This window comes from Pseudooceanicola lipolyticus (genome assembly GCF_002786325.1).
Taxonomy (GTDB): Bacteria; Pseudomonadota; Alphaproteobacteria; order Rhodobacterales; family Rhodobacteraceae; genus Pseudooceanicola_C; species Pseudooceanicola_C lipolyticus.
On record NZ_PGTB01000178.1, the window covers coordinates 1 to 6,965 of the forward strand.

The 6,965-nt window shown below is 69.9% G+C and carries 10 protein-coding genes; 3 read left to right on the forward strand and 7 right to left on the reverse strand.

The annotated features are described in order from the left end of the window. The 3 genes from CVM52_RS22120 to CVM52_RS22130 form a co-directional block, all read left to right on the forward strand. Positions 1-481, forward strand: a 481-nt coding sequence (locus tag CVM52_RS22120) for an acyl-CoA dehydrogenase family protein (RefSeq protein WP_276308655.1), incomplete at its 5' end; no start/stop codon positions are given. Further along, positions 462-899 (forward strand): PaaI family thioesterase, encoded by a 438-nt coding sequence (locus CVM52_RS22125; RefSeq protein ID WP_100164548.1) that lies wholly within the window; start codon positions 462-464, stop codon positions 897-899. The genes CVM52_RS22120 and CVM52_RS22125, both read left to right, overlap by 20 nt. Beyond that, complete coding sequence (locus tag CVM52_RS22130; protein WP_100164549.1) at positions 896-1,672, forward strand: oxepin-CoA hydrolase, alternative type; 777 nt, start codon at positions 896-898, stop codon at positions 1,670-1,672. The genes CVM52_RS22125 and CVM52_RS22130 overlap by 4 nt, the downstream gene beginning before the upstream one ends. A gap of 60 nt (positions 1,673-1,732) precedes the next feature. On the opposite strand, the gene rpe is transcribed toward CVM52_RS22130, so the two are convergent. The 7 genes from rpe to CVM52_RS22165 form a co-directional block, all read right to left on the reverse strand. Next, on the reverse strand, positions 1,733-2,422 hold the full coding sequence (gene rpe / locus CVM52_RS22135; protein ID WP_100164550.1) for a ribulose-phosphate 3-epimerase: 690 nt from the start codon (positions 2,420-2,422) through the stop codon (positions 1,733-1,735). Positions 2,423-2,619: 197 nt separating this feature from the next. Next, the gene (locus CVM52_RS22140) at positions 2,620-3,384 is read right to left on the reverse strand and encodes an SDR family oxidoreductase (protein ID WP_100164551.1); all 765 of its coding nucleotides are present in this window, start codon (positions 3,382-3,384) and stop codon (positions 2,620-2,622) included. A 56-nt stretch (positions 3,385-3,440) separates the two neighbouring features. Continuing rightward, positions 3,441-4,130, reverse strand: a complete 690-nt coding sequence (locus tag CVM52_RS22145) for a DUF1045 domain-containing protein (RefSeq protein ID WP_100164552.1) — start codon at positions 4,128-4,130, stop codon at positions 3,441-3,443. A 1-nt stretch (position 4,131) separates the two neighbouring features. Continuing rightward, positions 4,132-4,608, reverse strand: a complete 477-nt coding sequence (locus tag CVM52_RS22150; protein ID WP_100164553.1) for a class I SAM-dependent methyltransferase — start codon at positions 4,606-4,608, stop codon at positions 4,132-4,134. Continuing rightward, entirely contained in the window at positions 4,605-5,372 is a 768-nt protein-coding gene (locus CVM52_RS22155) for a polysaccharide deacetylase family protein (RefSeq protein WP_100164554.1), read from the reverse strand. The genes CVM52_RS22150 and CVM52_RS22155 overlap by 4 nt, the downstream gene beginning before the upstream one ends. After that, positions 5,369-6,502, reverse strand: coding sequence for a glycosyltransferase family protein (locus tag CVM52_RS22160; RefSeq protein ID WP_100164555.1), 1,134 nt, complete (start codon positions 6,500-6,502; stop codon positions 5,369-5,371). The genes CVM52_RS22155 and CVM52_RS22160 overlap by 4 nt, the downstream gene beginning before the upstream one ends. Next, the coding region (locus CVM52_RS22165; protein ID WP_100164556.1) for a histidine phosphatase family protein at positions 6,499-6,965 on the reverse strand (467 nt) is incomplete at its 5' end. The genes CVM52_RS22160 and CVM52_RS22165, both read right to left, overlap by 4 nt.

The following is a 6,965-nucleotide window of genomic DNA, read 5'->3' on the forward strand; positions in this document are numbered from 1 at the left end:
CACCGCGCGGCTGGGCGCGGCCGGTGCGGGCTATGCCGCGCTGACCGCGGTGATCGCGCGGGCCAATGTCGCCCTGGCGGCCGAGGCGCTGGGCGCGATGGAAAGCGCGACGGAACTGACCCGCGACTACTTGATGACGCGCAAGCAGTTCGGCCGCCCGATCGGCAGTTTCCAGGCGCTGGCCCACCGGTTTTCCGATCTGCTGATCGAACTGGAACAGGCGCGTTCGGCGGTGATCGACGCGGCGGGCCATCTGGCGGACGAGGCCGCCAGCCGCGACCGCCACATCGCCGCCGCGCGCAACCTGCTGGGCCGCGCCGGACGTCTGGTGGCCGAGGAGGCGATCCAGATGCATGGCGGCATCGCGATGACGCGGGAATACGAACTGGCCCATATCGCCAAGCGCATCGTCATGACCGATCACCGGTTCGGCGATACCGATTACCACCTGGAGCGGTTCATTGAACTCAGCGCCGCCTGAGCCCGGGCGCGCCCACCTGATCACCGATGCCACCGGGGCGCAGCGGCTGATCGGCTGGACCACCGATCTGGGTCACAGGGATGGCCGGCCACGGCTGTATCTCGATCTCGGTGCGCAGCATGGCAACCGGCACGGGGTGCTGCATGGCGGCATCATCGCGATGTTGCTGGACAGCGCCTGCGGCTATGCCGGTGCCCGCCACCTCGACCCGGTGGCATTGCCGGAACTGCTGACGCTGTCCTTTACCACCCAGTTTCTGGCGCCGGTCGCCGGTGGGCGGGTCACGGCGCTGGGCACCGTCACCGGCGGCGGGCGGCGGACCTTGTTCATCGCCGGCGAGCTGTTCGACGAGGATGGCAGGCTTGCCGCAACCAGCACCGGGGTTTACAGACCTGTGGCGAAGGAGACACGCAAATGAGCCTGGCCCGAGTGGATGATCTGGGCGACCGGCTGGTCGTCGTGAACCTCAACAGCACCCGCCGCGGCGCGCTGACGCCGGATCTGTACCAGGCGATCCTGGATGCCGTCCGGCTGGCGGCCGAGCCGCGCTTCCGTTCGGTGATCCTGACCTCTGAGGGCGGGTTCTTCTGCGCCGGCGGCGATCTGAACGTGCTGGCCACCCGGCGCGATCTGTCACCGGCCGAACGACGTGGCAAGATCGATCAGCTGCACGGGCTGATCCGGGCGATCCGTGCCTGCCCGGTGCCGGTGATCGCCTCTGTCGAGGGGGGCGCTGCCGGGGCCGGTGCCTCGCTGGCGCTGGTCTGCGACATGATCGTCGCCGCGGCGGGGGCGAAGTTCACCGCCTCCTATGTGCGTGCCGGTCTGGTTCCCGATGGCGGCCTGACCTCGGCGCTGTCGCGGATGCTGCCCCGGCAACTGGCGATGGAAATGTGCCTGCTGGCGCGCCCGATCACCGCCGAACGCCTGGCCCAGCTGGGGGTGATCAACGCCGCGGTGCCCGCCGGCACCGCATTGGAGGAGGCGCAGGCACTGGCCGACGAACTGGCCCGCGGCCCGCGCGAGGCGCAGGGGGTGATCCGCGAATTGGTGGCCAATGCCTACGAGACCTCGGAAGAGGCCCAGCTGGATGCCGAGCGCGACGCCATGGCACTGGCCCAGGGTGGCCCCGAGGCGGCCGAGGGCATCGCCGCGTTTCTGGAAAAGCGCAAGCCGACTTTCACCCGCTAGGCCGGCCGGGGCCGATCCGAGGTCCCGGATCAGGTCCGGGACGGCGCTTTGGCAGTTTGTTCAGACATAGACGCCTTCCGCGGCGGCGCGGATGGCGCGGATATTGCGGCCATAGACCTCGGGATCGCCGACCGAGCCGCCTTTGAACACCGCCGAGCCGGCCACCAGCACATCGGCCCCGGCACCGGCCACCAGCGGCGCGGTTTCCACATCGACGCCGCCGTCGATCTCGATATGCACCGGCCGGTCGCCGATCATCGCCCGCAGCGCCTTGATCTTGTCGCCCATGTCGATGAATTTCTGCCCGCCGAACCCGGGGTTCACCGTCATCACGCAGACCAGGTCGACCAGGTCCAGCAGCGGTTCCGCCGCGCTGGTCGGGGTGCCGGGGTTCAGCGCCAGCCCCGCCTTGGCGCCCGATGCCCGGATCGCCTGCAGCGTGCGGTGGATATGCGGCCCGGCCTCGACATGGGCGGTGATCACATCGGCCCCGGCCTTGGCGAAGGCCTCGATATAGGGATCGACCGGCGCGATCATCAGGTGCACATCCATCACGCCCTTGATATGCGGCCGGATCGCCGCGCATGTGGCCGGACCAAAGGTGATATTGGGCACGAAATGCCCGTCCATCACATCCACATGCACCCAGTCGGCGCCCTGCGCCTCGACGGCCTCGCATTCCTGGCCGAAATTGGCGAAATCGGCGGCCAGGATCGACGGGGCGATCTTGATCTTGCGGTCGAAACTCATGTGTTCCCTCCTTGGTCTGGCCCGCATATAGGCCATGCCCCGCCGCAGGGACAGAGGTGATCGCGGGCGCGGCCGGCCGCCGCCGGTTTTGAGGGGTTGGCAAAGAGAAACAGCAGCAGCGCGCGGCCCTGGCTATGTCTCTTTTACAAAAACCCAAACTGGCGCAGCGACCCGGCCGGGCGTGGGGCCGGGGCCCTTCAGGCCTGGGGCAGCCCGGCCAGCCGGCGGCCCTCTTCGGTTTTCAGGCTGAAATCGGTGCCGAGAAACTGCTCGGCCCCGTCGCCGCAGAGAAAGGCGATGCCCTTGGCCACCCAGTCTGGCGGGATATGGTCCGACAGTTCAAGCTGACTGACCGGGTTGAGGCCCGAAGCCTTGATCTGCACCTGCATCTCGGTGGCCACGGTGCCGGGGCTGAGGCCGACCACGCGGATGCCGTCCGCGCGGAACTCCTTGTCGGCGCAGCGGGTCAGCGACAGCACCGCGGCCTTGGTGGCGCAGTAATGGCTCCAGCCTTCCAGCGCACCGGTGGCGGCGCCCGAGCTGATATTGATCACCGTGCCACCGCCCTGCGCCTTCATCACCGGGATCGCCGCGCGCAGGCCGTGATAGACGCCCATCAGATTGATATCGACCACCCGCGCCCAATCGGCCGGGTCGCTGTCATCCAGCCGGGCGATCGGTTCGATCACCCCGGCATTGTTCACCAGCACGTCGACCGATCCGAACCGGTCCTGCGCCTTGCTGATCAGCGCCTCGACCTCGCCCCATTGCGCGACGTCGCAGGGCTCCGCCAGTGCGGCGCCGCCTTCGGCTTCGATCTCGTCGGCGATCTTGCGGATTGCGTCGCCGCCGCGCGCGGCCAGCACCACGCTGGCCCCCAGCCCGGCCAGGTGGCGGGCGGTGGCTTCGCCGATGCCGCGGCTGGCGCCGGTGATGATAACGGTTTTTCCGGACAGGCTCATATCAGGTTCCTTTTGCTTTTGCTGCCAGACTGGACAAGGTTAGGCAAAGTTACAACTCAGCCCGACAGCGGGAACCGCCGGATCAAGTGGAACATCCCGTCCGAGGCTTCGCCCACCAGCGCGATATCCGGCACGGTGAAGCCATCGGGCAGCAGCGGCGTCAGCCGCGGTGCCAGCCAGGACTCGACCGCGCCGATCTGATCTTTCGGCAGCCGGCCCGACAGGGTGATGTGAAAGCGGAAATCCTCCAGCACATAGGGATAGCCCCAGCGTGTCAGGTTGTCTTCCTGCCGCGGGCTCAGCCCGGCGGCGCGGCGGCGGGCCAGTTCCGCCGTACCAGCCGGGGCGCGAAAGCGATCGAGCTGTTGCACGCAGGCCCCGGCAAGCGCGGCCAAAGCTTCTGCCGGGCCGGATGGCTGCAGGCAGAGAAAGCGGCCGAGGCGGGTGAGGCGCAGCCCCGCCAGTTCGAAGGGCGCAAGGGTGGCGGCCAGGTCTGCGCAGGCGGCCTCCAGCCCGGCCGCGGTGGTCCCCTCGGCCAGGCGGAAGGGTGGTTTCAGCGTGCCATGCAGCCCGTATTTCCGCGGCGTCGCGGTGATCTCGCTGATCGGGCGCGGCAGGCCGGTTGCCTCGGGGTGGTCGGCCGGCCGGCCGCTCAGCATGTCCCAGCCCAGCCAGCCGGTGCAGAACCGGGTCCAGCCGGCGGTTTCGGGCGGGGCGTAATAGATGGCGTAGCGGCTGTAGGTCATGTCAGGCCCGATAGAACAGGTAACGGTCGGGGGCGATGCTGTCCGGCCCGGTGAGCGGCGTGAACCCGGCCAGCGGCTGACCCGAAACGATCAGCCCGCCGGGGGCCATCACCCGCGCCAGGTGCGGCGACAGGCGGGCGGCCTCGGCGACGTCCTGGTCTTTGACGCCAAAGCCGAAATCGTAATGCGCCAACACGATCTGCGCGCCCTGTTCGGCCAGACGCGCCAGCATCGGCTCGGCCTCGCCCTCAAGGAAATCTTCGGCAGGCGGAATGCAGGACGGGTGACAGTTCAGCGCCCGGTCGATCACCCAGATCCGGCGCTGGGGCAAAATCTCGCGCAGATGGTCGTAAGTGCGCCCGTTGCCGAGCCCGAGGTCGAGCGCATCGCCGGGTTGCCCGGCGGTCTGCGCCGCGGCCCAGTTCAGCCCGTCGCGCTGAGCGGAAAGGCGGCGCAGCATGGAATCGAGGCGGCTCATCGACCGGCCTCCGGCAGGCGGGGTGCGGTCCAAAGCGTCACCGGACCGGCCAGAAGCCGGCTGAGCAGCGCCTCGGTAAAACTCCAGATCGCCGCGTCATGCACCAGGTGATGGGTCAGCAGGCCAAAGGGCTCTGCGGTATCGGCGCGGCCCTCGCGCCGGTCGGCAAGAGCGCCGGCCAGCTGGGCGATCAGCCGGTCAGGCGCCACCAGCGACCGGCTGCCGCGCCAGTCGATCGGGTCGAGATGGGTGTTGACCAACGCGAGTTCCGGCGCCGCCTGCGCGCCGGGGCGGGGGCCAAAGGTGGAGAGCATGGTATAGCCGAGCGCCGGCAGGTCGGGGGCCAGATCGGGCGCCATGCGGTTCCAGGGCGGCACGAAGACCGGGGCAAGCGACGGGCCAAACAGCTCGGTCAGGGTCGCAAGGCCGCGTTCGGCCTCGGCCCGCATTTGCGCAAGCGGGCGATGGGCGCCGAATTCGGCCTTTTTCTGCCCCTCCGGCGCGTGGCTGGCATGGGCCCAGCCGTGGACCAGCGGGATCAGGGCGGGATTGCGGGTCACGGTTTCGGCCAGGGCGCGCGTGGCGCCGGCGGGGATCACCGCAAGGTGCAGCGGCAGATCGAAGCGGCCGGCCAAGGCGATCAGCCGGTCCAGCGCCGGGCCGGGTTCCATCGCGTCATCGTCGCGCCACCAGAACGGCAGGTACAGCCCGGCATCCCGCCAGCGGGCAAGTTCGGTGTCCAGCGGGGTCCAGTCCGGGGTCATGCGCGTGCCTGTGCCATCGCGCAGGCGATTGCCACGGATTGCGCGGCGCCGTCAAATTTAAGCCCGCCGGTGGGGCGCGGCGGGTCGGCCAAGACCGCCGCAAGCGCGCTGTTCAGCGCCTCGGGCGTCAGCTCTGCCGCTGGCAGCACCCGGATGCCGGGCAGCGCGGACAGCGCCCCGGCGCGCAGGCCCTGTTCCACCTCGCCGCCGGCATCGAAGGGGACGAACACCGCGGGCGTGCCGGCCTGCAACAGGTCCAGTGCGGTGTTATAGCCGCACATGCTGACCGAGGCGGCGGCCTGCGGCAGCATCTGGCGGAAATCGGGGCGGGCGGGTTCGATCACCGTGTTGTCGCCGCGGGGAAGGCTTTGGATGGTGGTGGCGGCATACTGGCCGCCGACCAGGATACGCCACCGGGTTTCGGGCCGCTGCCGGGCCGCCGCCGCCGCGGTTTCGAACAGGGCGCGCCCGACGCTGCCGCCCCCGGCGCTGACCAGGATTTCGCCTGCGCCGACCTGGCCGGGATGCGGCACCGGGGCCGGCGGTGCGACATAGCCGGTATAGCGCAGCAGCGGGGCAAGGCGCTTGCTGACCGGCCAGCTGCGCTCCAGCGGGGCGGCCTGCGGGTCGGAATGTACCAGCACCGCGTCATAGCGGCGGGTCACGATCTCTTCGGTGCGCTGCGCCCGCTCGGGCTTGGACGGCGGCGCGAGGATGTCGCGGATCGAGGACAGCAGGACCGGCGGCCGGGGCAGCGCCTGGGCCGTGTCCAGCAGGGCGATGAACTCAGCGCTTAGCACCCGGCGGCCGAAGGGGAACAGCTCGGTGATCAGGATATCGGGCGCGAGGCCGGTCAGCGCGGCGCACAGCGCCTGTTGCCGAGCCGCCAGATAGGCAGGCGTCGCCGCCGCGCCGGTTGCATCCAGCAAGGTGGTGAAATTCACACCGTCCGAGCGCAGCGGCGGCAGCTGGTGCAGGGTGATGCCGGCGTGATCGAGCTGTGGTGCCGGCAGCCCGCCCGAGGCAATCTGCACCACGTGTCCCTGGGCGGCAAAGGCGCGGCCCAGCGTCAGGGCGCGCGCCAGATGCCCGGTGCCCAGCAGGTGGGTGACGGCGATCATCACCTTCATTTGGTGCCCTCCCGTGGGATCAGGCGCAGCGGTTCGGGCGCGGCGCTCAACCGGTCACCGTCGAGCGTCAGGAGATAGAGCCGGTTGCGCTTGATGGCGAAGGGGCAGGGGCCGTCGAACCCCCAGCCATGGGCGCGGGCCAGCAGCACCCGCATCACGCCAATATGGCAGACTGCCACCGCATCGCGCTGCAGCCCGGCCAGCCAGGGGGCCAGCCGCGCGGCAAGTTCGGCCGGGGTTTCGCCGCCGGGCGGGCGATAGTGCCAGCCCCAATCTTCGATATGGCGATAGCCGCTGTCCGGATCGGCCAGCAACGCGCGGCCGTGCTGTCCTTCCCATTCTCCCCAATGCATCTCGGTAAGGGCCGGGGTGATGCGCGGCGCCCGCCCGCTGAGCAATTCGGCGGTTTCGACGGCGCGGCGCAGCGGGCTGGACCACAGCGCGGCGCGGTCCCAGGGGGGCG